Source organism: Asaia spathodeae NBRC 105894, from assembly GCF_025994195.1.
GTDB classification, from domain to species: Bacteria; Pseudomonadota; Alphaproteobacteria; order Acetobacterales; family Acetobacteraceae; genus Asaia; species Asaia siamensis.
Genome location: NZ_BAPY01000001.1, coordinates 92,172 through 118,026, shown reverse-complemented (window position 1 = coordinate 118,026; position 25,855 = coordinate 92,172). Strand labels below are relative to the sequence as shown.

The following is a 25,855-nucleotide window of genomic DNA, read 5'->3' as shown; positions in this document are numbered from 1 at the left end:
TTCAGCTCATCTGGTCATACGCTTCGTGCATGAAACAGGGCGCCCCTTGTTGCAATTGACCACGTCTGACGAGCCTGTTTGGCTTGTCGAATGGTCATTGCGAGTTCGGGGCGCAACGCCCGCAAAGTGATCCCTGCATGGCTTGCAAGCCGGGCAGGGCCAGACAGGTGACAGGAAGACAATGCTCGAAAAGACCTTTGACCCGGCGGCATGCGAAGCCCGCCTCTACGCCCAATGGGAGAAGTCGGGTCTTTTCGCGGCGCATCCCGAGGCACCTGGCGACGCCTATTCGATCATGTTTCCGCCGCCGAATGTCACAGGCACGCTACATTTCGGTCATGCGCTCGATTTCGTGCTGCAGGATATTCTGATCCGCTGGAAGCGCCTCGAAGGCGCGAATGTGCTGTGGCAGCCCGGCACGGATCATGCCGGTATCGCTACCCAGATGGTTGTGGAGCGCGTGCTCGACAAGGAAGGTCTCAGCCGCAAGGAAATGGGGCGTGAGAAATTCCTCGAGCGTGTCTGGGCCTGGAAAGAACAGTCTGGCGGTCAAATCATCCAGCAGCTGCGCACGCTGGGGGCCTCGGCCGATTGGGACCGCGAGCGCTTCACGATGGATGAGGGGCTGTCGCGCGCTGTGCGTGACGTGTTCGTCACGCTGCATCAGCAGGGGCTGATTTATCGTGCCAAGCGTCTCGTCAACTGGGACCCGGCTTTCCGCTCTGCCATCTCCGATCTCGAGGTCGAAAACCGCGAGACCAAGGGGTCCATGTGGTATCTGCGCTATCCGGTCGAGGGCGGCGGCACGATCGTTGTCGGTACGACGCGCCCTGAAACCATGCTGGGCGACACGGCTGTGGCCGTACACCCGGAAGACGAGCGCTATACGGCTTCGATCGGCAAGTTTGTCGTCCTGCCGCTCACCGGGCGTCGCATCCCGATCGTGGCCGACACCTATTCCGACCCGGAAAAAGGCAGCGGTGCCGTCAAGATCACCCCCGGTCATGATTTCAACGATTTTGAAGTCGGCAAGCGGCACGATCTGCCAATGCCGAGCATTCTCGATGAGGCAGCTGCGATCTGGCTGGATGAGATCGCCCATGAACTGCGCGAGGTCGAAGGACTGTCGTCGATCGATTTCGTGCGTTCGCTCGAGGGTATCGATCGTCTGGAGGCCCGCAAGCGCATCGTCGAGGAACTCGAGCGCCTCGAGCATATCGAGAAGATCGAGCCTCACACCCTGCAGGTTCCCTATGCCGAGCGCGGCGGTGCCATTGTCGAGCCGCGACTGACCGAGCAGTGGTATTGCGATGCCGCCACGCTGGCCCAGCCTGCCATCAAGGCGGTTGAAGACGGCCGTATCCGTTTCGAGCCGCAGCAATGGGAAAATACCTATTTCGCCTGGATGCGCGACATCCAGCCCTGGTGCATCAGCCGTCAGCTCTGGTGGGGTCATCGGATTCCGGCCTGGTACGGCCCCGAGGGCAGCGTCTTCGTCGCCCGCAGCGAGGAAGAAGCCCTCGAGCAGGCACGCGCCCATTATGGCGATGATGTCAGCCTGACGCGTGATGAGGATGTGCTGGACACCTGGTTCAGCTCTGCGCTTTGGCCGTTCACGACGCTTGGCTGGCCCGACAAGACGCCGGAACTGGCACGCTACTATCCGACCAGCACCCTTGTGACCGGGTTCGACATCATCTTCTTCTGGGTCGCCCGGATGATGATGATGGGCCTCCATTTCATGGATGACGTGCCTTTCCGCACAGTTCTGATCCATGGTCTGGTGCGTGACGAGCGCGGCCAGAAAATGTCCAAGAGCAAGGGCAATGGTCTCGATCCGCTTGAACTGGTTGCGGAATTCGGAGCGGATGCCACCCGTATGGCGATCTGTGCCCTGACCGGGCCGGGGCGCGATATCAAGTTCGGTCGCAAGCGCGTCGAGGATTATCGCACTTTCATCACCAAGATCTGGAACGCTGCGCGCTTCTGCGAGATGAATGGTGTCAAACCTGTTGCAGGCTTTGACCCGTCTCAGGTCAGGAGTGTGCTGGGCCGGTGGATTCTCGACGAGACCGCAAAAGCTGTAACGGCCGCAAAGGCGGCGCTCGATGCCTATCGTTTCGACGAGCTGGCCGGTGCCTGCTACCGCTTCGTCTGGAATGTATTCTGCGATTGGTTCCTCGAACTGGCAAAGCCCGCCTTTGCCGCAGAGAACACGCCTGAGCAGGATGAAATCCGCGCTGTCGCGGCTCATGTTCTGGGCACGATCCTGCAGATCATGCATCCGGTCATTCCTTTCGTGACTGAAGAGCTGTGGCAATCCTTTGGCTTTGGCGGCAGCGTGGCCCAATCGGCCTGGCCCGTTGCGCCGCAGCCTCGTGACGCGGCTGAGGCTTCAGCCGAGATGGACTGGGTCATTCGTCTGATCGGCGAAATCCGTACCATCCGCTCGGAAATGAATATCCCGCCTGCGCAGATGGTGCCCGTGCTTCTGCGCGATGCATCGCCCGCGACATTGGCACGCGCCGAAAGCTGGTCTGCTGTGATCGGTCGTATGGCGCGCGTGGCCTCCGTCTCGGCCTTGTCGGGCGAGCCGCCAAAGACGGCTGCCCTGACCGTGATTGACGAAGCCACACTCGTGCTGCCGCTCGAAGGGCTGATCGATATCGCTGCTGAAATCCAGCGCCTCGAAAAGGAAATCGATCGTTTGGGCAAGGAAATCGACAAGGTTGAGCGCAAGCTCGGCAATGCCGATTTCGTGGCCCGCGCCAAGCCGGAAGTGGTCGAAGAAAATCGTGACCGCCTGACCAGCTTCACCCATGACCGCGCCCGTCTGCAGGCGGCCCTGGCTCGTCTTTCTGCTGCCTGATGGGAGACGCAGCGTCTGTTCTGACGCGGATCATTTCCCGGCGTGGAAGATCAGCGTGAAACAGGATGTCGTTAGAGAAAAGGGAGCCGTCGCAATGGCTCCCTTTTTTTGCCTGACCGCAAAGTTGCGAAACATTATCATCATCTCTAAATCGGCAGGGTCCCGCTTTATCTGACGTTCTCATGCTGTTGATTGGTCGAGCCCATGGTGACACGTATCCTGCGCCTGCTACCCTCTTCGCCAAAGCGCCGGCGCAGACGCCCTGAGCCAGCCCCGGAGTTGCCGGAAATGATCAGGGAGATCAGGGACAGGGCGCAGCAAGGCCATGTGGCAGAGCAGGTACGATGGGGGGATATCCTGCTCAAAAGCATCTATATGCCTCCTGATCTCGCACGTGCACGCCAGTGGTATGAGATAGCCGCCTCCGCGGGCTATGCTCCGGCGCTGAACATGCTTGGCCGGTGCCATCATTTTGGCTGGGGCGGCGCGGTCGATCATGCTGCTGCTGCCGAGGCATACGAAAAAGCCGCCAGGCTCGGCGATCTGTGGGGTAATTATAATCTCGCGATCATGGTCATGCGCGGTATCGGCATGAAGCCTGACCTGCCGCGCGCCCTCTCGCTTTTTCGCGGCGGTGCCGAACGCGGTCATGCGAAATCGATGAATCTGCTTGCGCGCTTTATCGAGGAAGGCTGGCATACACCGCGGGATCCGGCGCTGGCGCTTGACTGGTATCGGCGCTCGGCCGAGGGCGGCGATTATCGCGGTCAGCATAACTATGCGACAGCCCTTTGCGCCATGGGCCGTGAGGAAGAGGCTTTCGACTGGTGGGACAGGGCTGTGGTCGACGCTACTTCTGACATCCTTCTCGCAATGCAGCGCCAGATACAGCCCATGAAGGCAGAACGAGGTGATGCGCTGATGATTCAGGTGGCACATCGTCTTCAGGAACTCGGCATCTCAAAAGCCGAGTGAAGCGCAGGGGATAAGCGCTTCTTCCGGTCCAGATGAACGGAAGAATTGTTGAGCACGTCGCGGATGCGCGAGGAAGTCTGTGACCGTCAGGTTGGTCTTTTTCGTGGCGTGACGTGTTGCGATGCGACGTCATGAGATGGCCTGATCGCTATCCGACCGCGTCTCAAGCGCTCAGCTGCGGCAGTCTGTGCTCTGAAGCACATTACTGATTTCGCGTGACGGGAAGACCGGGCCGAGAGTCGCGAACGACTACCATCCTTTGCATCTAAGGTCTTTGAATGGGAAGCGTTGGCAGTTCTTCAGTCCTTGATTTGCCGCTCACCAGTGAGATCGAGACCTTTCGCCGCCCGAAAACGTATCTCCGAGACCCTGCTTGGTCATCCAATCAGGCTCGGGTGGCCGAAGTGAGACAGTCATGGCCCTTGCTGGTCGGTCAGATTGCCCTGCACCATGATCGTTCCGTCACGATATCGCGCCAATGCTGCTTCTGAAAAAGGCCTTGTTCGGGACTGATCGGCTGTCTGGCGACGAAGGTGTTCAGAGCCCTCTATCATCACTCATCGAACGCAGTTGTTCTCGCACCCACCGGTAACGGGGATCACTATCCGTGCGGCAGTGCCACGCCAGAATCTTATCAAAGCCGGGAACCGTCAACGGGCTGGGGGGAGGGAACAGGGCAAGGTCTCTGCGGCCGAGCAGAAGCCTGCGTGGCGCCATCGTGATCAGATCCGTTTTCAGCAGAAGCTCTGGCAATGCCAAAAAATTCGGGACGGACAGGGCTACACGGCGTCTGCGGCCAAGGGCTTTCAGCTGTCTGTCAGTCGCGCCGCAGAGCTGGCCGCCTTCATAGGAGACGATGATGTGATCGGCAGCACAATACTGATCCAGCGTCATCTGCCCGTTTGCGTCCGGATGGTTCTTTCGCGCCGCGCAGATATATTCCTCATGAAACAGCGTCAGTGACAGCATATCGGGCGGGCAGGTCTCGGGCGTGATCAGCGCCATGTCGAGCTGACCTTTCTCCAGCTGCTCCTGAAGCCGACAATCATGGAGCGGGTAAACCGCAACAGTGATACCCGGTGCTTCATGCCGCAAGCGGGCGATGAACGGCAGCAGAACGACCTGAAGCGCATAGTCGGTTGCAGCAACTGAAACCACGAATGACGCAGAGACCGGATCGAACGCATCCGGCTGACAAAGCGTGCTGATCTCGCACAGGATACGCTTGAGCGGTGAGACGAGATCGAGCGCACGGGTGGTTGGGGTCATGCCGCGCTGCGTCCGGACCAGAAGCGGATCGCCAAAATGATCGCGAAGACGGGTGAGCATATTGCTGACCGCAGGCTGCGTCACACCAAGCCGTTCGGCCGTCCGTGTCACGCTGCCTTCCTCAAGAAGCATGTCGAGCGCACGCAGCAGATTGAGATCGAGAGTTCTGATATCACCCATTTTTATGGGGTCCATATTTTGTGGCTATTGGATTTATTCTGGCGGTGATGCCATCCTGATGCAAATCATGATTCCTGCTGGAAGATTTGCCATGCCGCATCCTTTGTTCAAGATATTGATGGTCGTGACGTCTCACGCCGCTCTTGGCACTTCCGGACACCTGACAGGTGTCTGGTTCGAGGAACTGACCACGCCCTATTATATTTTCCGCGATGCGGGGGCGACGGTCGATATCGCCTCGATTGCAGGCGGAAAGATCCCGGTCGATCCGCGATCCATCCAGAATGACGACAAGGATCCTGAGAGCGTAAAGCGCTTTCTGAGAGATCGGCGTGCTGTGAGCGATCTGGATCATTCCCGCAGGGTCACCGGTATCTCCGTTGATGGCTATGACGCCGTTTTCATTCCGGGTGGTCATGGCGTGATGTGGGACATGCCCAATAATACCCCGCTTCAGAGTCTGATCCTGCGTGCCTGGTCGGATGGCAAGGTTGTCGCATCGGTCTGCCATGGGCCAGCCAGCCTGACCGGACTCCGCAACCCGGATGGAACCGCCTTTGTGAAAGGCAGAAAGATCAGTGCTTTCACGGATAGCGAGGAAGAGGCCGCCGGGCTGACAGCGACCGTGCCCTTCCTGCTTGAGACCAGACTTCGGGAAGAAGGCGCCGTGTTCGAAAAGGGCGCAGATTTCAAGCCTTACATGGTCCGGGACGGAAGGCTGATAACCGGTCAGAACCCCCAGTCATCCGCGCTGGTCGCGCAAGAGGTCCTGTCAGTTCTGGCAGAAGGCAGGGGGGCCAGATGACGCATTATCCGGTTCCCGATGCTTATCAGGCCTGGTGCTGGGAGCAGGGATCATCGGCCCTGAGCCTCGTGCTGCGTTCTGTATCCCGCCCGATGCTTCAGCCCGATGAGGTTCTTGTCCGCAACCATGTTGTCGGGCTCAACCCGGTTGACTGGAAAGCTTTGGGTGCGCGTCTGGCTCCCTGGGCGCCGGGACATGTTCCCGGTGTCGATGGTGTCGGCATTGTCGTGGCGACTGGTCGAGCGGTTGATGACGAGTGGCTGGGCCGACGCGTGGCGTATCACCAGAGCCTGATGCGCCCGGGAAGCTATGCGGAATATACGCCTGTGCGTCGCCGTGCCCTTATCGGGATCCCCCGGACACTGGATTTTGAAACCGCAGCGAGCGTGCCTTGTCCCGCGCTGACAGCGTCGCTGGCATTAGCCAAACTGCCGAGCCGGGCAGGGGCAGGATTGCTCATTGCCGGTGCAGGCGGCGGTGTCGGTAATTATCTTGTCCAGCTTGCCGTAGCTCGGGGTTTCTCCCTGACGGCCATGTGTCACGAGCGGCACTGGATGCGGCTCAGGTCCATGGGCGTACAGGATTGTGTTCGGGGGCCTTTACCCTCGGGTGTGGCGCTGCCGGACGCGTTGGAAAAACGTTTTCACGCGGTGATCGATTGTGTGAGCGCGGATCATGCCGCGGCGCTGGTTCCGGCACTCAAGGCAAACGGGCATATCGTGTGCATTCAGAACAGGCTGACTGAATGGCCTGATCCGCCGTTTACCCGGTGTCTTTCGGTTCATGAAGTCGCTCTGGGTGGACTGCATGAATATGGCGACGATGCAGACTGGCACGATCTGACAACCACCGGTCATAGGCTGATGGCCTGTCTGGCAGAGCAGGCGCTCGTTCCTGAAAACATGATCATCCGTGAGTTCAGTGATCTGCCGACACTCCTGAATGACCTTGAACATCGGCAGTTTTCCGGCAAGGCGCTGATACGCGTCTCATCCGTTGAGGAAGCATGACATGACCCCCGCTCTTTTTACGTCTTTCACTTTGAAGAATATGCCTCTGCGCAATCGCATCGCGGTGCCCCCGATGTGCCAGTATGTCGCGGTCGATGGCTACACAACCGATTGGCACACGGCTCATTACGCGGGCCTCGCCCGTGGAGGCGCCGGTCTTGTTATCGTGGAAGCCACGGCTGTTTCACCCGAGGGACGCATTACGCCCGGATGTGCAGGTTTGTGGGATGACCGCCAGATTGCGGGAATGGCCAGTGTTGCGCGTGAAATCAAGGCCGCCGGGGCGGTGGCCGGGATACAGCTTGCCCATGCGGGACGAAAGGCGAGCGCCAATCGCCCTTGGGAGGGGGATGATCATATTGCCGAGGGCGATCCGCGCGGGTGGAAAACGATTTCTCCTTCAGCCACAGCCTTTGGCGCGAACCTGCCTCAGGTTCCGCAGGAAATGACGCATGAGGACATCGCGCGGGTGCAGGCGGATTTCGTCGCCGCCACGCAGCGCGCCATTGAGGCCGGGTTCGAATGGCTGGAACTGCATTTTGCCCATGGCTATCTCGCGCAAAGCTTTTTCTCGATCCACGCCAATCAGCGTACCGACGAGTATGGCGGCGATCTGGCGGGGAGGAGCCGTTTTCTTCTGGAAACGCTCCGTGCGGTCCGCAAGATCTGGCCCGAGACATTTCCGCTGACCGCTCGCTTTGGGGTTATCGAATTCGATGGTCGGGACGAGGAAACACTTGAGGAGGCCATCACCCTGACGCGCCAGTTCAAGGCGGAGGGGCTGGATATGCTCAATGTCAGCGTCGGTTTTTCGACGCCTGACGCGCAGATCCCTTGGGGCCCTGCATTTCTGGCGCCGATTGCCGAGAGGGTTCATCGCGAGACGGGTCTGCCTGTGGCGTCATCCTGGGGGATCGATACGCCGCTTCTGGCCAATGGTGTTGTCGAGAAAAAGCAGATGGATCTCGTGATGGTCGGGCGCGCGCATCTCGCCGATCCACACTGGCCCTATGCAGCAGCACTGAAACTTGGTCTCGAACGGCCATCCTGGGTTCTGCCGCCCTCATACGCTCACTGGCTTGAACGCTACCGTCCCGCAGCAAAGGAATAGGGAAATCGTATTGTCTGTCGGGCCTGCTTCAGGACTCATGATCGATACAAGAGAAAGGCGGCCTGACAGACAGACGAGAAGGAACGGGGCGGCCATTATCGTAGCGCAGCGCAAAGCCGGACCAGTCCCTGAGCGAGGAGGCCGCGATCCCGGTCCTCCTGCGCGCCTCGTAAGTTCTGCGATACGGAAGAAGGGCGGTTCTTTCCGGGCTTCATGCGCTGATGATATTTCAGGTTGGGGCACTCAGCGGCCAAAACTGCGAGCCTCATATCAGCAGGATGAGGCCGGAACGCGCATCGGCCTGTCTGGACATGTCGAAAAAGGGCAGACGAGGCATCGCCGCCTCCGGCATTCTGACAGTGATGGGGAAACGAACCTCCCCAACATCTCTCGAACTACTCCCTTCGGCACAATCATCCGGGATACCGTCGAGGATGTGACCGCGACCTGATGCGCCAAAGCGCAGATCGCAATTGCGTTTTCCCGTTCGCTTGGTCCGACGGCCTATTCTCATAAAGGAGTCCTCGCTGACGGGCGGGGTCGAAACGCTGGGGTCACGACTACCTAGACGGCAGTTGGCATTCGATATTCGAAGGTTATTTCCGCAATTGGGACAATGGCAGCGACGGCTCCGGTCTGAAGCTGCGGACTCATGAAGTCTTGCCGCCAGGTCCCGCCCGCATGAGTAAGTAATGCTGGTCCCGATACAGATGGGCAGCAACAAGAAAAACAACCAACTGAAAGAAATGATGTACTTCAAACAGTTGCGCCCTAGGGTAGCGCGATGCGGTGAAGCATGACAGGCCGGTCTGTCACGCCGCTTTTCAGACGTGTTTGTGCACCATTCCGTATCATGACGCAGCTCAAAGCGGCCCCGTCTGGCGTGTCGCTTCTCATGAGAGGACTTCGGAAACACGAGATGGACCGCCGAAAATCGCCATGTGCGAAGGCTGACATGCAGTGTCGCATTCAAGCAACACAACGACATAAAGAGGCGTGATGCGATTGCGAGCCGGTTGCAGCACTTTGTCACGAAAGATAGGAATTATTCTCAATTGCACAAATTGATTCCCTTTTTTGCGTGGAGACTGCGTTTTGTCAGTGAAATGGGTTCGCCCTTCCCATCCTGTATCCCTGCTGGTCGGTATGACCCTTGCCTGCACGGCGGCTCACGCCCAATCGGCGCAAAGCGACGATGGCAGCGTGCATCGCAAGAAAACCCGGGAGGAATCGCAGGAGGAGGCGAAGAAGAAACGCGCTGACAAGACCCGGGCTACGCAGCAGGACGGGGTGGATGAGCACCTCATCGTGCATGGTGCAGCAATGAACATCCTGCATGAGCCGATCGGTCTTGGCCGTATGCCCGATGACATCATGCACACGCCTCAGACCGTAAATGCGGTGCCGCAGATCCTGATGCAGCAGCAGAACGTCAAGTCACTCGATGAGGCGCTGCGCAACGTGCCGGGCATCACGGCATCGGTTGGCGAGGGCGAGGGGGGAATGGCAGGCGATCAGTTCCTGATCCGCGGTTTTGCCGCCCAGAACGATATCTATGAAAATGGCCTTCGCGATTTCGGTGTCTATACGCGTGACAGCTTCGATTACGACCACATCTCGGTCATCAAGGGGCCGTCTTCTGAAGTATTCGGTAATGGCACGACGGGCGGCGCGATCAATATCGTGACCAAGGTGGCGCATCTTGGTGACACCTATAATGCGCAGTTCTCAGGCGGATCGGGCGAATATTATCGCGGCACGCTCGATGTGAACAAGCAGATAGGCGAATCCACCGCCGTGCGTATTACCGGTATGGGTAACGAAAACAATGTCGTTGGTCGCGACAACATCTACTCCCATCGCTGGGGGCTCGCGCCCTCCATTGGGTTTGGACTTGGCAAGAAGACCAGCTTCACGCTCGAATATTTCCACCAGTCAGACAACAGAATTCCCGATTATGGCGTGCCGATCGTCACCAAGCCCGGTAGCACAATCGGTCGCCCGGCAACGGAATACGGCCTCGATCGTCATAGCTGGTATGGCACCAATTACGATCAGGACGTGTCGAATGTGAACATGCTGACGGCACGGCTGAATTCTGAAATCAGCCAGCATATCACCATTTCCGACGATCTGCGTGGCGGGCTTTATGACCGTTATTTCTCGGCTTCACAGCCGGGGTGTGATGCCACCTGCCAGAAGCTCTTCTTCACCGATCCGTCTGCAGCGCAGATCAATCGGCGTGGCCATCTTGGCGGCCCCGAGCCCTATCAGCAGAATGACTGGTCGGTCCAGAACGTCTTTTCTGCAAGAGCGAATTTCAGGACAGGCTTTATTCGTCATCAGGTCATTGCTGGCTGGGATGTCGAGCATATCTATGATCGCCGCACCAATTACGCCTATAATTTCAATGGTGTGAACGGCACGCGCACCGATACGACGAGCATGATCAACCCGTCTCACACACAGCCGGGGCTGTTGCTCGGGGGCCTGGGTCAATATCAATATGATCTCGTCAATCTGTCGGGCGGGGCAGGGCGCAAGCTCTACAAAACCGGTGATGCGACTGATGTCGGGGCTTTCCTGTCCGAGCAGATGTGGCTTGCACCCTGGTTTTCCATTCGCGGTGGCTTCCGCTGGGATCACTGGAACAGCCATTATGCAGCAACCGAGGGGGCAACGGCAGCCGATACCCGGCTTTCGCAGCAGCAGAATACCATCAACCCGACCGTCAGCCTGATGTACACGCCCAGCGACAACACGATGGTCTATTTCAACTGGGCGCGTTCGACCACGCCGCTTGGCCTTTATGTGACGAACAGCTCCGAGCCGCTCAAGACCTCGACGGAAGGCTTCAAGCCGGAAAAGGCGAGCCTTTACGAAATTGGCATCAAGCAGCAATTCCTGCACGGCCGACTGGGTGCGACTGCCTCGCTCTTCCGGCTGGAAAAAGGCAATGCGCTTATGACAGATCCGTCGACGGGCAGTGTTACCTCGTCGAGCGACACGCAGCGCAACCAGGGTGTCGAGCTGAGTCTGTCAGGTCAGATCACGCGCAACTGGAGCCTGATCGGTACTTACGCCTATTATGATGCCACGACGACGGGATCACTGACGGCCGCCGATATCGGCAAGCGCATCCAGTACGCCCCAAAGAACATGGCGACCATCTGGAGCACCTATACGATTGCCCAGGAGAAGCCCTGGAACCTGACTTTCGGCGGTGGTCTGACCTGGCGTGACTCCGTCTGGCTCGATGCCGCCAACACCGCACGCGTGCCCCATACGACAGAATGGGATGCCGTGGTGTCGCATATGGTCGGTCATCGCTGGCGTCTGGCGCTCAATGGCTACAACCTGGCGAACCGTCTGAACTATTCCAATCTCTTCAGTGACCGTGCGACACCATCGGTAGGGCGCACTTTCCTCGGAAGCATCGCTTTCACCTACTGAAGCCCTGCGGGCCAGATCCTGCTTCCAGAATGACAGGCTGCCCGATAATTCATCGGGCGGCCTTTTCTGTTTCAGGCCCGGCGCGCGAGGGTCAGAAGCGGCTTGAAGGCAAACATCGTCTCGAAACTGCAAAAGACCGGTGGCGGAATGACGATGGTGCCGAGTTTGTCCGCGTTTTGACGGCGCCAGTTATGCACCTGACGACGCAGCACGTCCTTCTGCGCCCGTGGGACATGGCGGATCTTGTAGCCATAGGTCGCATGGAACATGAATGTCATGAGGTTATCGGGATGAAAACCGATTGCCTCTGCAAGTTGTCGGCGCAGATCGTAAAGAGCGGTCGCCATGGCAGCATTGGCCGGTCTGAGCGGCACGCCCACGAGCGGCGCATGAAAACGGTCCGCATCGATTTCCATTTCGATTTTATCGGGAATATCGAACCGTCTTGAGGCAAGACGATCACGGATGATCGGCGCGGTGTCTGCGATGGGCAACGCTGTATTGATGCCGGATGGCCAGTTTGCCTTCGCCTGCTGCTCCGGATCGACCCCACCGAGAATGGTCATGTGATAGCTCGATGGGGGCGTAGGCGTGATATAGTCGCGCCATTCGCGCTCGATGAGGCTGTTCATTTCGAGCATGGCCTGCGCCAGTGGATCTGCCGCGTTGAAGGGGCAGATGATCGTGTTGCCCGGCCAGATCAGCGGTTGGCCCTTAGCATCGAATTTTCCCTGACGGTCTCCGCCTTCCGGTTTGGTCCCGGTGTCGCAGGCGGGGGTTTCTTTTTCCAGTGCCGCAACGGCAGGGGCGGCACCGCACGCCATTAATGCACCGAGGCCAAGCAGGATATCCCGACGACGTATCGAAGATCCGGCGGCAGAGGGAAAGACACGACGCATGAAGGCTCTCTCGAATCCCGGGAGGCCGATAAATGCCTCACTCTGAAAGGATGCGGTTTCATGCCATGACAAAGCGCAATCGTGGGTGACATGTTTGCGACATCTGAAGCAAGATCGTCACAAACAAGCGTTTAACAGCCTATTTTGCCCGCTTGCCGACGGCGGAAGCACCATTCTCCTGAACGCTGGTAAAGCCTTGATGGGTCTCGTCGAAATGTAACCCGAGATTGGGTTGAAAAACGCGAGGCTCGCTCGGTGAAAAAAGAAACCGGCCATCAGGAAAGTCAAACAACACGACATTATGCTGAAAAAAGCTCGCGCCAAGCATGCCCTCATTGATATTTTCCAGGACGAGAAATTCTGTTGGGCCCAGTTGTTTTTCGCCCAATTGAAAAGAATGGAACCTATGGCGCACCCCGCGTGTGATCGCGCCGAAACGGGTGACGACACGGGGGTCGCGGGCCAGATCGTCTGTCGTGGCGCTATTGGCCCGGTCTGAGACAGGCAGCGTGTTCATACCCAGATCGGGATCGAGCGTGAGACGTATTTTCCTGCCGTCGATCTGCGCCATCACCCGGGCTCGATCATCCATCGCAAGGCTCTGGGGTGCGAGGGTGAAAAGGCCAGATGGCCCGGAACGGCATTCCGGGCTGTTTCGCCAGACCATGATCCCGAGTTTCTCATGCGGCACGTCGAGCATCAGAAGGAGCCGCCGGAAAAGAGGGCGTCCGATCAACCCGACAAGGGGGCGGCCCGAAACGCTTTGGTGTGCTTCGCCATCTAGGCGCTCGACAATGAGGTCATGCAGCGTGATCGGACCGATCTGCAGCGTGTCCATTCTGGTTGTTTCGCTCAGGACCTGCACATTGTCCTGAGCAGTCATCGGGCGGGTCAAGCCCTGATTGAACCAGATATCGCCCGCATTATGCACAAAAACATGCCCGAACAAGGGGCTGACATACATGGCGGCGGGGTGACCATCGATTGTCACCGGGATGATCGGCGCATCGGCGGGGCCGCCGAGGAGAGGCAGAATCGCGGCATCTGCGACACAGCGATCGGCCGTCTCTTCGGCCACGGAAAGGCGCGTCTTTTCCTGCGCTCTCGCGCCACAGGACAAGGCGAGAACGAGGGGCAGTGTCAGCAAGGAATTCAGAAGGTGTTTTCGGCTCATTGTCGCGTTCCCCCGCGCGTAATCGGGCTGCGCAAGGAAGAGCGTAGCCCGGCGGAAAAGCCGTGGCAGACAGACCACTAAGTAATTCTACGCATTTATTGGGAATGATCTCAAACCGTAATGTTCTCTCGAGGTCAGATGGCCCGTATCGGCATGGGAGAGGGCATAATGACATTGGCGACGGCAAGGGCATCGAAGACGGCGCAACGCCCGATGAGGGGGCAAGCGACCCTGCGGGTGACGGCAGGCCTTTGCGGCGGACTCGCTGGTCTGTTGTTGCAGGCAAGCCCGGCTCAGGCGGCAATCACGGTCAATCTCGGGCCCGAGCAGTCCTTCACCATGGGGGTCGGGGTGAGGGGGCAGTATATGACAGCCGATCTCTCTACCCCTGATGGTGGCAGTGCCGCAGCGGCGAGTGATTTGCGCGTCTATATGGGCGGGCAGATCATTCATATGGTCAAGGCGACGCTCAATGTGGAGCGTATTCGTGACGGCAACTGGAACGTGCTCGACGGGATACTTCAGTTCGAGCCCATGAAGGCCGTCAATCTCTGGCTTGGCCGCATGCTGCCCGGCAGCGACCGCTCCAACCTCGATGGCCCCTATTTCCTGAGCACCTACGCGTTTCCAATGGTCGCGCAATATCCGGGAATGTGGTCAGGCCGTAATGATGGCGCGACCGTGTGGGGCAGGCTGGTTCATGACCGCTTTCGCTATATGGCCGGTATTTATAAAGGGCATAACTGGGTTGATGGCGGATCGGGCGATGGACATAATCCGCTGTTCGCCGGGCGTATCGAATACAACTTCCTCGATCCGGAGCCTTCGCCCGCTTATTACACCGCCAGCACCTATTATGGAAAAGCGGATATTCTGGCGATCGGTCTCGCCGGGCAATATCAGGTCAATGGTGTCGGCTCAGCCCAGCAGCGTGGTGATTACAAGGCCTGGAATGTCGACGGTCTGTTCGAAAAGCGCATCGGCCAGAAAGCCCGATATGGGGTCTATACGCTTGAAGCAGCCTATTATCAGTATCATACGGACGGCGTGCGCGATATCGCGCCGGGATTCAATAATCACAAGGCCGATTACGGCAATATCGGCGGGATCAATGCAGGGACCGCCTTTCTGGTCAGCACCGCCTATCTCATTCCCTGGCGTGTAGGCTGGGGGCGCATCCAGCCTTTGCTGCGCTATCAGCAATTTCGTTATGCGAAGGATCTGTACGGGGCCGGTAATCCCAAGACCAGGCAATTCGATGCTGGCGCCAATTATGTAATGGATGGCCACAACCTGCGTTTCACCTTCGATTTTGCCCGCTACACGCCCGCCAGCGGGGCGCAATCAAATGCGTTCCTGCTTGGCATGCAGATGCAGTATTGAGGAGACAGAGATCATGATGATGCGCTCGAGTTCATTTTCACATGACCGTTTCCTGAAGCACAAAACAGACAGGCGAAATCACGCCGGGGGGAACTGCTGGCCGTTTCTTCTGGGCGCGACGGCGCTGGTTCTCGCCGGGTTGCTGTTATCCTCGGTGCCGGTCGAGGCACAGGATCTTGCCTGTGTCAGTATGCTCAAGAAGGAAGAACGGCTCATCCATCGCATCAGCCAGAGACGGCACGAGCCACGTCTGCCGCCCAATGCGCCGGGTTATCCGGGGCTGGCTGTGCGTTTTGACCCGTTGCCGGGTTTCGGGATCATGCAGGGTGCGCTCTGGACTCCCGAAGGAGGGATCGAGAGCGACAGCGAGGTAAAGGAAACGCTCGATAGTCTCGAAAAGCAGCGTGTGACCCTGCACGATGCCGAGACAAGCGCGCATTGCGCGCCTGTCCAGTAAGTCCGTCCTTATCAGACGACGCGTTCCGGGTGCGGTCATGACCGGGATGGGAGTTCCATCCCGCCTCGGTCACGAGCCGCCCCACGGGGCTGTCAGGAGCGACGCGTAATCTGGCTGAGATCGCGCACGGCGCCATTGGCGGCGCTGGTTGTCAGCAGACCATAGGCGCGCAGGGCAGGGGAAACCTCGCGAACACGATCCGGTGTCCAGGCATCGGCGCCCAGAGCCTCCATGCGCTCACGACGATCGGCCAGAACCGCATCGTCGACCAGAGCGCGCATCACGCGGTTCGGGATATCGATCTCGATCCGGTCACCATCCTCGATCAGGCCGATCAGACCGCCTTCCGCAGCTTCTGGCGAGATATGTCCGATCGAGAGCCCCGAGCTGCCGCCCGAAAACCGTCCGTCGGTGATCAGCGCGCAGGTTTCGGCCAGACCCTTCGATTTGAGATAGCTGGTCGGATAGAGCATTTCCTGCATGCCCGGCCCGCCCTTGGGGCCTTCGTAGCGGATGACCACCACATCACCATCGACAATCTCGTTGGCCAGAATGCCCGAAACGGCGGCTTCCTGGCTCTCGAACACGCGCGCACGGCCCGTGAAGGTCAGAAGGCTGTCGACAACACCGGCGGTTTTCACAATGGCACCGGCTTCGGCCAGATTGCCGTAAAGCACGGCCAGACCACCATCCTGCGAGAAGGCATGGGCGCGGTCGCGCAGAACGCCTTCCTTGCGGTCGGTATCCAGCTCGTAATAGCGGCTCGACTGCGAGAACGCCTCGGTGGTGCGCACCCCGCCCGGAGCAGCGAGGAAGCGGGTTTTCGCCTGCTCGTCCCCTTCAAGCACGTCCCATTTCTTCAGCGCCTCCTTCATGCTCGGGGCATGAACCGTATGCGCTGTTGTGTCGATCAGGCCGCAGCGATCGAGTTCGGCCAGAATGGCCGGAATGCCGCCGGCACGATGCACGTCTTCCATATGCACGTCGTTCTTCGCGGGCGCGACCTTGCAGAGATTGGGCACCTTGCGTGACAGGCGGTCGATATCGGCCATGTGGAAATCGACCCCGGCCTCGCGTGCCGCCGCCAGAAGATGCAGAACGGTATTGGTCGAGCCGCCCATGGCGATATCGAGTGTCATGGCATTTTCGAACGCAGCCTTGGTCGCAATGCTGCGCGGCAGGGCTGTCGCATCATCCTGTTCATACCAGCGACGGGCGAGCGAAACGACCAGACGACCGGCCTCGAGGAACAGTTCGCGACGGTCGGCATGCGTGGCCAGAAGGCTGCCATTACCCGGCAGGGAAAGACCCAAAGCCTCGGTCAGGCAGTTCATCGAGTTTGCAGTGAACATGCCTGAGCACGAGCCGCAGGTGGGGCAGGCTGAGCGCTCGATGGCTTCGGATTCAGCATCCGAAACCTTCGGGTTGGCCGCAGCGACCATGGAGTCAACGAGATCGAGCTTGCGGTTGATGCCGGGGCCATCGAGCTTGCCGGCCTCCATCGGGCCGCCAGAGACGAACACGACTGGAATGTTCAGACGCAGCGAGGCCATGAGCATGCCGGGCGTGATCTTGTCGCAATTGCTGATGCAGACCAGCGCATCGGCGCAATGGGCATTGACCATATATTCGATGGAGTCAGCGATCAGCTCGCGCGAGGGCAGGCTGTACAGCATGCCGCCATGGCCCATGGCGATACCGTCATCCACGGCGATGGTGTTGAATTCGCGGGCAATGCCGCCAGCTTCCGCAATCGCGCCGCCAACCAGCGCGCCCATGTCCTTGAGATGCACATGGCCCGGCACGAACTGCGTGAAGGAATTGGCAACCGCGATGATGGGCTTGCCGAAATCCTTGTCCGTCATGCCCGTGGCGCGCCAGAGCGCGCGGGCACCGGCCATGTTGCGGCCGTGGGTGGTGGTGCGGGAACGATAGGCAGGCATGAGGCTGATCCGGAACTGCTGGAAGGGGTGGGCGTGTTGCGCATGAAATGCAATAGCAAACGACCGTTGGGCGTATTTTTATTACCCTGTGCGAAATAACGTGGCCAATCGCTTGCCGCAAGGGGAAGTCTGTTCAATCATCCCCGCATCGAGAAGTCGACCAAGGAATTGATTGCGTGCGTTGTGGAAATCTGACCCGATCTTTGTTGCTGATGACATCCTGCCTGCTGGGGGCTTCACAGGCTTTTGCCCAGGCATCGAACGGCCCCGTTGTCACCCCCGATATGGTGCAGCGCGGCTCGGATATTCCGGCTCATGTGCAGATGCCACAGACCGGCCGCGACTATATCAAGCAGGATGTCATGATCCCGATGCGCGACGGGGTTAAGCTGCATACGGTCATCGTCATTCCGAAGGCGGCAAAGGATCATGAGGCGCCTATTCTGCTGACGCGCACCCCCTATCATGCGTCTGCGCGTGCTGACCGGGTGTCCGGTGCTTCAGAAATGCGCAACCTGCTGCCCCAGGGCGACGGCGTGTTTGTCGATGGCGGCTATATTCGCGTCTTTCAGGATGTGCGCGGCAAATATGGCTCCGAGGGCGATTATGTGATGACGCGCCCGCCGATCGGCCCGCTCAACCCGAGCAAGACCGACGACACGACCGATGCGTGGGACACGATCGACTGGCTCATCAAGAATGTGAAGCAGAGCAACGGGCGTGTTGGCATGACCGGGTCATCCTATGAGGGATGGACGGTTGTCATGGCGCTGCTCGACCCGCATCCGGCGCTCAAGGTTGCGGCCCCGGAAAGCCCGATGGTCGATGGCTGGATGGGAGATGACTGGTATCATTACGGCGCGTTCCGTCAGGGCAGCTTCGATTATTTCACGATGCAGATGACGCAGAAGGGTGAGGGCGATGCCATCCCCCGTCATGATGCCGATGACTATACCAATTTCCTTCAGGCAGGCTCCGCCGGTGATTTTGCGACGAAGGCCGGCCTCGACCAGTTTCCCTGGTGGCAGCGCATGAAGGCGCACCCGGCCTATGATGCGCTCTGGCAGGATCAGGCGCTCGACAAGCTGCTGGCAAAGCGTCCGCTCACTGTTCCGACGATCTGGGAGCAAGGGCTCTGGGATCAGGAAGACATGTGGGGCGCAATTCACAGCTGGATGGCGCTGCGCAAGGACCACCCCAAGGTGCCGAATATTCTCGTCATGGGGCCGTGGCGCCATAGCGGCGTCAATTATGATGGCTCGAGCCTTGGTCCGCTGCATTTCAATGGCGATACGGCGCTCTGGTATCGTGCCAATGTCATGCGTCCCTTCTTTGACCAGTACCTCAAGCCGGGCAGTGCCAAGGTCAATTTCGATGATGCCATCATCTACAACACCGGTGACAATCGCTGGGATCATCTGCGCGGCTGGCTCGGCAATTGCGGCGATACCTGCATCGGTACGGGCGAGCGTCTCTATCTGAGAGAAGGCAACGGTCTGAGCTTCGAGCGCGCCAGGCCCGGCACGGACAGCTATGTGTCCGATCCGGCGCATCCGGTGCCGTTCATGACGCGCCCCTACAGCTTTGCTGATGGCGCACGCTGGAAGCCCTGGCTTGTTTCCGATCAGCGCTTTGCTGAATCCCGCCCGGATGTCCTGACCTATGAGACACCCGTTCTGGATCATCCGGTGCGTGTGTCAGGCGTGCCGACGGCCGATCTGTTTGCCGCAACAACCGGCACCGATGCAGACTGGGTCGTGAAGATCATCGATGTCTATCCGGGCATTACCGCCGACCGGCCAGAGATGGGCGGATACGAGCTTTCGGTCTCGATGGATATCTTCCGTGGGCGTTATCGTCATGACTTCGCCCGCCCGGAAGCCATTCCCGCGAACAAGGTCGAGGAATATAAATTCACCCTGCCTGCGGTGAACCATGTCTTCCTGCCCGGGCATCGCATCATGGTTCAGATCCAGTCGTCATGGTTCCCCCTTTACGACCGTAATCCCCAGACCTATGTGTCGAATATCTTCGAGGCCAAACCCGGTGATTACAAAGCCGCGACGCAGTCGATCTCGCGCGGCGGGGCACAGGCCAGCAGCATCTATCTTCCTGTCGTGAACCAGTAGGTTCGTCCATCATTTCCAAGACGAAGCGAGGCCCCCATGAGCGAAACCCATCTTGAAAAAGCCCTCATCGGGGGCGGCTGCTTCTGGTGCACCGAGGCCATCTTCACCGGGCTGCGCGGCGTCAAATCCGCTCAGCCGGGCTATGCGGGCGGTCGGCGCGAAAACCCGAGCTACGAGCAGGTCTGCTCGGGTGCCACCGGCCATGCCGAAGTGGTCGAGGTCGTGTTCGACCCGCAGGAGATCAGCTTTGCCGATGTCCTGCGCGTATTCTACACAACGCATGATCCGACGCAGCTCAACCGCCAGGGTAATGATGTCGGTACGCAGTACCGCTCGGTGATCTTTGCCCTCGATCCGGCGCAGGATGCCATTGCGCGTGAGGTGACGCAGGAAATCGAGGCGTCCGGCATCTGGCCCGATCCGATCGTGACCGAGATTGCAGGCCCCGCCGTGTTCTGGGAGGCGGAGGAGAAGCATCACGACTACTTCGCCCGCAACCCCGAAACCGCTTATTGCAGCGCCGTCGTGGCGCCGAAAGTGGCCAAGGCGCGCAAGATGTATCGCGACCGCCTCAAGGCCTGAGGCCAGGGGGCGGTTCGGCTGCGAGGCTGGACAGGCTCCCTACCGCTCTTTTCGCCCTAGAGGGCAAGAGCCCCGAAACCCCACTCGACATAAAGCTCGCCAAGCGCCTTCAGAAAGGCCCGTATGGCTTCTGAAGGCGGTTCGGCACGCATGTTGAGCGTCACCGGGCAGGTAATGCTCTGGCGTGTCGACAGAAACTGTATCTCCGGATGGCCAATGGCACGCGCCGATACAGGGACGATGCAGAGCCCCATCCTTGCGGCGACGAGTGACAGGGCGGTCGTCATTTCCTGAACCTGGATCAGATTGGGTGGTATGACACCGTGACGCCTGAGAAGGGTCAGGGTCTTCTGCGCATAGCTCTGGCCGCCATCGCGCGGATAGAGAATAAGTGTCTCATCGGTCAGACGGGTGAGATCGAAAGGATCGCTCTGCGATCCGGCAAAATCTGCCGGGGCGGCGAGTACGAGCCGCTCTTCTCTCAGAATGATGCTGCGTATCTCGGGTTCGTTGCTCTCGGTGCGGTCGAGGCCGATATCGATACGGCCATCGATCAGCGCGGCCACCTGTTCAGCCGAATTCATCTCATGGATCGATAGCGCAATGCCTGGTGCAGCGTGACGGTAGTGCCGGATGAGATGCGGCAGGCGCAGATGAAACGCCGATGCCACGATACCAAGAGAAAGACGCGGGCGGCGCGACTGGCTGAAATCCGCCATGGTCGTTTTCAGTCTCTCGTGGCTGCTGAGGATCTGGCTCGCCTGTTCGAAAAAAAGCTGACCGGCTGCTGTCAGGCTTAGTGGTCGTGAACTGCGGTCAAAAAGAGCGACGGCCAGTTCGTCTTCCAGTTCGCGTATCTGCCGGCTCAGGGGCGGCTGAGCCATATTCAGGCGTTTCGCGGCACTGGAAAAATTGCGCTCTTCGGCGACCGTCAGGAAATAACGCAGCTTGCGAAGCTCTATCACGGTTTCTTTACACCCCTGATCCGGCTTGAGAGCGGCAAGAATTCCCTGCCAACAGGGCATTATACCCAAAAGGTTGAGAAAGCGACCAAGTTGGTCTTTCCCGGAATATGGGTTTTTTCGGCATGTCTCGTGGCCAGACAAGGAGACATGGTGATGAACGTCGAGCTTGAAACAAACAAGGCACCATTCCTGGAAAGCAGTCATCTCGAAGGATGCCTCTTTACAGGAGAGTGGGAGACACGCGCCCTGACCGCCGCTGTGGTCGAGCCTGCCACGGGGGCAACTCTGGCAAAGATTGCGCTGGCAGACCCCGATCAGGTGACGCAATCCGCCAAGCGGGCCAGCAGCGCGCAGAAGCTCTGGGCTGCAACCGATCCTGCAGAGCGCGCCCTTGTGCTTGCGAAAGCGGCGGCCCTGCTTGAAAGCCATGCAGCCGAGGCGGCTCACTGGCTGGTGCGTGAGGGCGGTGGTGCCCAGCTCAAGGCGAATTTCGAAATTGCGGTGACGGTCAAGGCGCTCTGGCTGGCGGCGACCCTGCCCGAACAGGCGCAGGGGCTCGTTCTGCCAAGTGTCACGGATCAGAGAAGCAGCGCCAGACGCAAGCCGCGCGGGCTGATCGGGATCATTTCACCGTTCAACTTCCCGCTTTATCTTGCCATGCGGGCCGTTGCGCCTGCGCTCGCCCTTGGTAATGGCGTCATTCTCAAGCCCGATCCGCGCACGGCAATCTGCGGGGGGCATGTCATTGCCCGCCTGTTCGAGCTGGCCGGTCTCCCCAAAGGGTTGCTGCATGTCCTGCCGGGCGGAGGCGAAGTGGGTGAAGCGCTTTGCTGCGACCCGCATATCGCCATGATCCAGTTTACTGGATCAACAGGGGCCGGTCGTGCCGTCGGCCAGCTGGCCGGGCGCCATCTGAAAAAGGTATCGCTCGAACTTGGTGGCAAGAACCCACTGATCGTGCTCGACGATGCCGATATCGACGCCGCAGCAACCAATGTGGCCTGGGGCGCCTACCTCCATCAGGGACAGATCTGTATGGCAACAGGGCGCGTGCTCGTTCATGAGAGCATCGCTGCGCGATTTATCGACGCGCTTGCCGCAAAGGCGCGTGCGATCAAGACCGGTAATCCGGTCTCTGAAGAGGTGTTCAACGGGCCGCTGATCAATCAGCGTCAGGCAGACCATGTTCGCTTGATCGTTGATGACACGCTTGCCCAGGGGGCCGTTCTGGAGGCTGGCGGCAAGGGGGAAGGGCTTTTCTACCAGCCGACCGTCCTGTCAGGCGTGCGCCCCGGCATGCGCGCCTTCGATGAGGAGATCTTTGGCCCGGTTGCCGTGGTGACCAGTTTCAGCACTGAGGACGAAGCAATCACCCTGGCGAACATGACTGATTACGGTCTGTCGGCTGCCGTCTTCTCGCGGGATGTAGGACGGGCCATGCGCGTGGGCGATCAGCTTCATGCAGGGCTGCTGCATATCAACGACCAGACCGTGGGTGATGATGTGGTCAATCCCTTCGGCGGTTTCGGTGCTTCGGGTAATGGCGCCGCGATAGGTGGTCCGGCCAATCTTGATGAATTCACGGAGTGGCAATGGGTTACGCTGCGCGACACACCGCCAGCCTATCCGATCTGAACCCGGTGCCTGCTCCCGCGCCTCAGGCGGGAGCCTCTTTTCAAGCCAAGGATAGTCTCATGCCGAAACAGGCAAAAACCTGCGACGTCATCGTTATCGGTGCCGGCGCGGCAGGCTGTGTCGTGGCCGGTCGCCTGGCCGAGCGCAGCACCGCTTCTGTGGTCGTTCTCGAAGCCGGGCTCAATGATTTCGACCCGCTGATCCATATTCCTGCAGGCTTTGCCAAGATCCTGCAAAAGGACTGGCATGTCTGGGCCTATGATACGGCGCCCCAGAAGCAGCTCGACGGCACCACAAGACGCTATCGCTCCGGGCGTGTGGTCGGGGGTGGCTCCTCAATCAATGCCATGTGCTACGTCAGAGGGCAAAAGCAGGATTTCGATCGCTGGCAGGAAGCTGCGGGTGAGGGGGCGTCCTGGGATTTCGAGACCATGCTGCGTCATTTCCGGGCCCAGGAATGCAACGACACGTTCCATGATCGTTTCCACGGGATTGACGGTCCTCTCAGGATTTCCCTGCCCAAAGGGATCAACGCGCTAAATGCAGGCTGTCTGAAAGCCTTTCAGGAAGCAGGTCTGCCCTACAATCCGGATTATAACGGCGAGAGCCAGCGTGGTGTCTCCCCCGTTCAGGGCAATTATGCCGATGGGCGTCGCTGCAGCGCGGCCGATGCCTTCCTGCGTCCTGCACTCAGGACCGGACGTGTAGAACTCCGCACCAGCGCAACTGTCACCCGCATCCTGATCGACAAGGGGCGCGCCATCGGCGTGGAATATGTGAGCCGGGGGAAGCGTCACAGGCTTTTCGCCGGGCAGGTTGTCGTCAGTTCAGGCGCGATCCATACGCCAAAGCTTCTGATGCTGTCAGGCATAGGTGCAGCCGACCAGCTCACGGGGCTCGGGGTGCAGATACGCCATGACTCACCGGAAGTGGGGCAGAATCTTCAGGACCACCCCATCGTGCCGCTGAAGGCTTTCTGTCGCGACGGTTTTGGCTATCAGCGTTCAGCCCAGGGACTGGGGGCCTTGGCAACAGGGCTGCGCTATCTGCTGACGAAAACCGGCCCGGCTGCGAGCAATGCAATCGATACCGTGTCCTATTTCGATCCGCAGGACCCGGCAGCAGAGCCGAGCATCCAGTGCTATCACGCGCCGATCATCTCAGAGGACGGGTTGAGTCCGTCAGGCAAGCAGGCGGGGGTCACGTTCGATCTGGTCGTGCTGCGCCCGCGCAGCCGGGGCAGCATCACGCTCAGGACGATCGATCCTCGCGCGATGCCACAGATCGATCCGAACTTCTTCGGTGAGAAAGAAGACCTCGATCTCGCCGTGAAATCGGTGCGCTACATGCGTGACGTCATGACACAGCCTTCGCTCCAGCGCATTCTTACGGCAGAGGTCGAGCCGGGAATCGAGCGTCAGAGCGACGCTGAACTCGAACAATGGGTAAGACGTGTTGCCATTACCATGTGGCACCCGATCGGCACCTGTCGCATGGGAAGCGACGACCGCGCAGTGGTCGATAGCCGTTTGCGCGTGAACGGTATTGAAAACCTGCGCGTGATTGATGCCTCCATCATGCCCAATATCACGAGCGGCAACACCAACGCACCGACCATGGCCCTTGCGCGCCACGGGACTGATATGATGATCGACGATCTCTGCCTTGCCTGAAACCGGTCAGGCCGGGCGAGCGTCAGTATCCTCCGGCCTCACGGTCCAGCATGAACTGGTCGGCTTCTTCATCGAAGTCGAAAAGCTCGGTATAGCGCGCCCAGTTTGTGGCGGTCATGAGGGTCTGCTCGGCATAGCCGGGTGACATCGTGGCCTCCAGCTCCTCACGGAAACGGTCAGCCCCCGTGCGATGGCCCGAGCGCTCGTCCAGAACGGCGCGAATGGAGCGGATGAGCGGTATGTGATGCAGCAGGGCGGTGCGCATGATCTCGCGGCGTTCGTCCTGATCGGCCTGAACGAAGCGAATGCCTGCCTCTGTCATGAGAATATCGCCGTCTTCGAGTTCGGCCAGTTCCAGCAGCTGCAGAGACTCTCCCAGCGGGAAGAGATCGTCGAGCGCCATCTGCAATCTTTCGGCTAGATGGGGCAGGTCGGCGCGCCCGTTGAGCGGGGCTGCAGCCAGGGTCTCGAGCAGGCCAACGAGCACATTGATCGGGATCGGCGGAAGCACCAGCGCCATGGGATGCGGCGCGGGAGCTGGCGCGCCGCTTTCCAGACTGGCTTCGGAGACGATCGGTGCGCGGCGTGTCATGAGCGTGTAGATATGGTCGACAAACTGCCTGAATTCGGCGTCGTCGCGGTTGCGCGGATGAGGGAAGGGCACGGTCAATTCATGCGACACCCGTCCCGGATTGGACGAAAACAGCAGGATGCGGTCGCACATCAGCACGGCCTCTTCGACGTCATGCGTGACCAGCATCATCGCCCGCGTAGGCAGGCGATTTTCGGACCAGAGTTCGATCAGATCCGTACGCAGGTTTTCTGCTGTCAGCATGTCGAGCGACGAGAAAGGCTCGTCCATGAGCAGCAGGTCGGGCTCCATGACGAGCGCGCGTGCCAGCCCCACGCGCTGCTGCATCGCGCCGGAAAGCTCTTTCGGCAATGCGTTCTCGTAGCCGTTCAGTCCGATCAGGTCGATCAGGTCGTCACAGCGCCTTTCGCAGTCGATCCGTGGCAGACGTTTGGCTTCAAGGCCGAGCATGATGTTCTGCTGTACGGTCAGCCAGGGAAACAGCGCGAAGGACTGGAAAACCATGGCGATATCGGGTGTCGGTCCGGCGAGAGGGGCGCCTTTCCAGATAATCTCGCCTGCGCTGGGCGGTATCAGTCCCGACGCGATGCGCAGTAGCGTGCTCTTTCCTGAGCCGGAGCGCCCGACAAGGCCCACGATCTCGCCTGTGTGAAGATCGAAGCTCACATCCTCGAGCACCGGCAGGTCGGTGCTGCTCTGCTTCTGATAGACCTGAAGACAATTGCGGATCGAGAGCAGGATTTCCTGCATG

General features: G+C 59.5%; 18 protein-coding genes. 12 read left to right on the top strand and 6 right to left on the bottom strand.

Features of this window, described 5'->3' with window-relative positions; translation table 11 throughout:
* The first annotated feature begins 181 nt into the window (after nt 1-181).
* The gene (locus AA105894_RS00500; RefSeq protein WP_267310038.1) at nt 182-2,869 is read left to right on the top strand and encodes a valine--tRNA ligase; all 2,688 of its coding nucleotides are present in this window, start codon (nt 182-184) and stop codon (nt 2,867-2,869) included.
* 204 nt (nt 2,870-3,073) lie between these two features.
* A complete protein-coding gene (locus AA105894_RS00495) occupies nt 3,074-3,844 on the top strand; it encodes a tetratricopeptide repeat protein (protein WP_267310037.1) in 771 nt (256 codons plus the stop codon).
* Nucleotides 3,845-4,381: 537 nt separating this feature from the next.
* Here AA105894_RS00495 and AA105894_RS00490 read toward each other — a convergent pair.
* Nucleotides 4,382-5,293, bottom strand: a complete 912-nt coding sequence (locus tag AA105894_RS00490) for a LysR family transcriptional regulator (protein WP_267310036.1) — start codon at nt 5,291-5,293, stop codon at nt 4,382-4,384.
* Between the two features lie 91 nt (nt 5,294-5,384).
* On the opposite strand from AA105894_RS00490, the gene AA105894_RS00485 reads away from it, so the two are divergent.
* The 4 genes from AA105894_RS00485 to AA105894_RS00470 all read left to right on the top strand — a co-directional run bounded on the left by AA105894_RS00485 (nt 5,385) and on the right by AA105894_RS00470 (nt 11,672).
* On the top strand, nt 5,385-6,098 hold the full coding sequence (locus AA105894_RS00485) for a type 1 glutamine amidotransferase domain-containing protein (RefSeq protein WP_267310035.1): 714 nt from the start codon (nt 5,385-5,387) through the stop codon (nt 6,096-6,098).
* A complete protein-coding gene (locus AA105894_RS00480) occupies nt 6,095-7,108 on the top strand; it encodes an alcohol dehydrogenase catalytic domain-containing protein (RefSeq protein ID WP_267310034.1) in 1,014 nt (337 codons plus the stop codon). Before AA105894_RS00485 ends, AA105894_RS00480 begins: the two co-directional genes overlap by 4 nt.
* 1 nt (nt 7,109) lies before the next feature.
* Nucleotides 7,110-8,219: an NADH:flavin oxidoreductase/NADH oxidase gene (locus tag AA105894_RS00475; RefSeq protein WP_267310033.1), complete on the top strand. Its 1,110-nt coding sequence runs from the start codon at nt 7,110-7,112 to the stop codon at nt 8,217-8,219.
* Nucleotides 8,220-9,365: 1,146 nt separating this feature from the next.
* A complete protein-coding gene (locus tag AA105894_RS00470; protein ID WP_267310194.1) occupies nt 9,366-11,672 on the top strand; it encodes a TonB-dependent receptor in 2,307 nt (768 codons plus the stop codon).
* Between the two features lie 71 nt (nt 11,673-11,743).
* On the opposite strand, the gene AA105894_RS00465 is transcribed toward AA105894_RS00470, so the two are convergent.
* Entirely contained in the window at nt 11,744-12,571 is an 828-nt protein-coding gene (locus AA105894_RS00465) for a DUF1868 domain-containing protein (protein ID WP_267310032.1), read from the bottom strand.
* A gap of 139 nt (nt 12,572-12,710) precedes the next feature.
* On the bottom strand, nt 12,711-13,745 hold the full coding sequence (locus AA105894_RS00460; RefSeq protein WP_267310031.1) for a retropepsin-like domain-containing protein: 1,035 nt from the start codon (nt 13,743-13,745) through the stop codon (nt 12,711-12,713).
* Between the two features lie 168 nt (nt 13,746-13,913).
* On the opposite strand from AA105894_RS00460, the gene AA105894_RS00455 reads away from it, so the two are divergent.
* Nucleotides 13,914-15,128: a porin gene (locus AA105894_RS00455; RefSeq protein WP_267310030.1), complete on the top strand. Its 1,215-nt coding sequence runs from the start codon at nt 13,914-13,916 to the stop codon at nt 15,126-15,128.
* A 13-nt stretch (nt 15,129-15,141) separates the two neighbouring features.
* On the top strand, nt 15,142-15,585 hold the full coding sequence (locus AA105894_RS00450) for a hypothetical protein (protein WP_267310029.1): 444 nt from the start codon (nt 15,142-15,144) through the stop codon (nt 15,583-15,585).
* A gap of 92 nt (nt 15,586-15,677) precedes the next feature.
* Here AA105894_RS00450 and ilvD read toward each other — a convergent pair whose 3' ends face one another.
* Nucleotides 15,678-17,528, bottom strand: coding sequence for a dihydroxy-acid dehydratase (gene ilvD, locus AA105894_RS00445; protein ID WP_267310028.1), 1,851 nt, complete (start codon nt 17,526-17,528; stop codon nt 15,678-15,680).
* Between the two features lie 212 nt (nt 17,529-17,740).
* Here ilvD and AA105894_RS00440 point away from each other — a divergent pair, with 212 nt between their 5' ends.
* A complete protein-coding gene (locus tag AA105894_RS00440) occupies nt 17,741-19,657 on the top strand; it encodes a CocE/NonD family hydrolase (protein ID WP_267310193.1) in 1,917 nt (638 codons plus the stop codon).
* A gap of 36 nt (nt 19,658-19,693) precedes the next feature.
* The gene (msrA, locus tag AA105894_RS00435) at nt 19,694-20,239 is read left to right on the top strand and encodes a peptide-methionine (S)-S-oxide reductase MsrA (protein WP_267310027.1); all 546 of its coding nucleotides are present in this window, start codon (nt 19,694-19,696) and stop codon (nt 20,237-20,239) included.
* A 56-nt stretch (nt 20,240-20,295) separates the two neighbouring features.
* Here the strand turns inward: msrA and AA105894_RS00430 are convergent, their stop codons facing one another.
* Nucleotides 20,296-21,204 carry a LysR family transcriptional regulator gene (locus tag AA105894_RS00430; protein ID WP_267310026.1) on the bottom strand — a complete coding sequence of 303 codons (909 nt, stop codon included), beginning with the start codon at nt 21,202-21,204 and terminating at the stop codon, nt 20,296-20,298.
* Between the two features lie 153 nt (nt 21,205-21,357).
* Here AA105894_RS00430 and AA105894_RS00425 point away from each other — a divergent pair, with 153 nt between their 5' ends.
* Nucleotides 21,358-22,839, top strand: coding sequence for a benzaldehyde dehydrogenase (locus AA105894_RS00425; protein ID WP_267310025.1), 1,482 nt, complete (start codon nt 21,358-21,360; stop codon nt 22,837-22,839).
* A gap of 59 nt (nt 22,840-22,898) precedes the next feature.
* Complete coding sequence (locus AA105894_RS00420; RefSeq protein ID WP_267310024.1) at nt 22,899-24,512, top strand: GMC family oxidoreductase; 1,614 nt, start codon at nt 22,899-22,901, stop codon at nt 24,510-24,512.
* Between the two features lie 22 nt (nt 24,513-24,534).
* Here the strand turns inward: AA105894_RS00420 and AA105894_RS00415 are convergent, their stop codons facing one another.
* Nucleotides 24,535-25,854 carry an ABC transporter ATP-binding protein gene (locus AA105894_RS00415; RefSeq protein ID WP_267310023.1) on the bottom strand — a complete coding sequence of 440 codons (1,320 nt, stop codon included), beginning with the start codon at nt 25,852-25,854 and terminating at the stop codon, nt 24,535-24,537.
* Between the last annotated feature and the right edge of the window lies 1 nt (nt 25,855).